Source organism: Micromonospora globispora, from assembly GCF_003857015.1.
Classification (GTDB): domain Bacteria; phylum Actinomycetota; class Actinomycetes; order Mycobacteriales; family Micromonosporaceae; genus Micromonospora; species Micromonospora globispora.
This window is the reverse complement of sequence record NZ_QGGF01000144.1, coordinates 1-1,979: the sequence shown is the minus strand read 5'-3', so window position 1 is coordinate 1,979 and position 1,979 is coordinate 1. Positions and strand designations below refer to the sequence as shown.

Below are 1,979 nucleotides of genomic sequence, written 5' to 3'. Positions count from 1 at the left end.
CGCAGCCGGCGCAGGGCGCCCGCCACGTCGATCCGGGCGAACCTCGCCCGGATCGACGTGGCGGCCGCACTGCGCCGGCTGCTGGACTGGTCGCAGGCGGCCCGGCTGGACGAGCTGGCGCCGGAACGGCTCACCGTGCCGAGCGGCTCCCGGATCCGGGTGGACTACGCCGACCCGGCCGCCCCGGTGCTGGCGGTGAAGCTCCAGGAGACGTTCGGCTGGCAGGACGCGCCGCGGGTCGCCGACGGCCGGGTACCGGTGCTGCTGCACCTGCTCTCCCCCGCCGGCCGCCCGGTGGCGGTCACCGCCGACCTGGCGTCCTTCTGGCGGACCGGCTATCCGCAGGTCCGGGGGGAGCTGCGGGGCCGCTACCCGCGCCACCCGTGGCCGGAGGACCCGACCACCGCCGTGCCGACCCGGCACGCCAGCCCACGGCGGCGCTGACCGGGGTCACTCCTCGGCGATGTCGGCGATCACCACGGTGACGTTGTCCGGGCCGCCGGCCCGCAGGGCCAGGTCGATCAGCTTGCGCGCGCACGCCTCCGGGTCGGGGTGGTCGGCCAGCACCTCGGCCAGGGTGTCGGCGCGCACGACATTGGAGAGACCGTCGCTGCACAGCAGCCAGCGGTCGCCGGCCCAGGGCACCATCGTCGCGTACGTCGGGGAGACCTCGTCGCCCTGCAACGCCTGGGTGACCACCGCCCGCCGGGGGTGGCTGCTGGCCTGTTCCGGGGTGATCACGCCCTGGTCGACGAGCATCTGCACGAAGGTGTCGTCCCGGGTGACCTGCTTGAGCACCCCTTCCCGGAACAGGTAGGCCCGGGAGTCCCCCACGTGGGCCAGGGCCAGGCAGCTGCCGGTGCGGGCGAAGAGCAGGGCGGTGAGGGTGGTGCCCATCCCCTCGCGTTCCGGATCCTCGACGACGGCCTGGCGGATCCGCGCGGTGGCCAGCTCGATCCCGCCCTGCAGGGCGGCGACCAGCGCGTCCTCGGGGGTTTCCACGTCCAGCGGCCCGAACGCGTCGATGGCGATCCGGCTGGCCAGGTCGCCGGCCGCCATGCCACCCATGCCGTCGGCGACCGCGACGAGCCACCGGCCGGCGTGCAGGGCGTCCTGGTTCCCACTGCGGATCAGCCCACGGTCGCTCGCCCCGACGGAACGAAGCTTCAGGGTCATGGGAGGCAGCCTGCCAGGAGAAGGGCGCAGTTGTCTCTAGGAGATCAGGACGATGCTGGATGTCGCGGCGAATCTTACTGGCGGGCCGACCGGACGGTCAGGCCGGACGGAAGATCATGCTCGACCCATGACGTAGTGGCCTCCCGACCAGGGAGGCCACTACTTCCCTGTTTGAGCAGGATCTTGCCCGCGCGGTCCCGGGTCAGGTGCGGACCCGGTCCGTCAGCCGCACCAGGCGAACAGCTCCGGGTTGGTGGTGTGCAGCTTCACCACGGTGCCGAGCGACCGGTACGAGCCGGCCGGCAGGTCGGCGTAGATCGGCCCGGCGGTCGGGTCCGCGAGCGTCGAGTAGTCGATCTTCTGCTGCGCGGCGGCTTGGAGCAGGCCGAGGCTCTTCAGCGTGCCGAGACCGGCCTGCACGCACGCCGCGGCCATCATCTTCTTCATGGCGTTTCCCCTTCTTCGCGGCTGACGTGGGGTGTTTCACCAGCGACTTCGCCGTCGCCGGGATCCCGGCCACGCGCCCGGGCCCAGCCGAGGAACCGGTCCGCCAGACCGGCCGGCCGGGCGTGCCCGTTGAGCTGGGCGAGCTGCTCCCCCGCCTCGTGCATCAGCGTCCCCAGGTAGATCAGCAGCGCCGGTCGGTCGTCGCGGTACTCGACCAGCAGCGCGAGCCGCGCGGGCGGGCAGGGCCACTCCGCGCCGCAGGCTCGGCACCGCCAGAGCGGCCGCATGGGTACGTGCGGTCGGGCCGGCCGGCTCACGCGTACGTCCCCCGGCGGCCGCCCGGGGACGGGCCGTCG

The 1,979-nt window shown here is 73.7% G+C and carries 3 protein-coding genes and 1 pseudogene; 1 reads left to right on the top strand and 3 read right to left on the bottom strand.

Annotated elements, in window-relative coordinates:
- Positions 1 to 444 (top strand): ATP-dependent helicase C-terminal domain-containing protein (locus DKL51_RS05215; RefSeq protein WP_311768025.1); only part of this gene is annotated, 444 nt, incomplete at its 5' end.
- Positions 445 to 450: 6 nt separating this feature from the next.
- Here DKL51_RS05215 and DKL51_RS05210 read toward each other — a convergent pair.
- The 3 genes and pseudogenes from DKL51_RS05210 to DKL51_RS36145 form a co-directional block, all read right to left on the bottom strand.
- Entirely contained in the window at positions 451 to 1,176 is a 726-nt protein-coding gene (locus tag DKL51_RS05210) for a PP2C family protein-serine/threonine phosphatase (protein WP_109944164.1), read from the bottom strand.
- 222 nt (positions 1,177 to 1,398) lie between these two features.
- A complete protein-coding gene (locus DKL51_RS05205; RefSeq protein ID WP_109944165.1) occupies positions 1,399 to 1,623 on the bottom strand; it encodes a hypothetical protein in 225 nt (74 codons plus the stop codon).
- Positions 1,624 to 1,694: 71 nt separating this feature from the next.
- Positions 1,695 to 1,940: pseudogene (locus DKL51_RS36145) on the bottom strand (flavin reductase); the annotation flags it as partial.
- Between the last annotated feature and the right edge of the window lie 39 nt (positions 1,941 to 1,979).

What these genes read in the sequence shown, in the direction of transcription:
- DKL51_RS05210 (WP_109944164.1), bottom strand. Translation starts at nt 1,176, where the DNA reads ATGACCCTGAAGCTTCGTTCCGTCGGGGCGAGCGACCGTGGGCTGATC.
- DKL51_RS05205 (WP_109944165.1), bottom strand. Translation starts at nt 1,623, where the DNA reads ATGAAGAAGATGATGGCCGCGGCGTGCGTGCAGGCCGGTCTCGGCACG.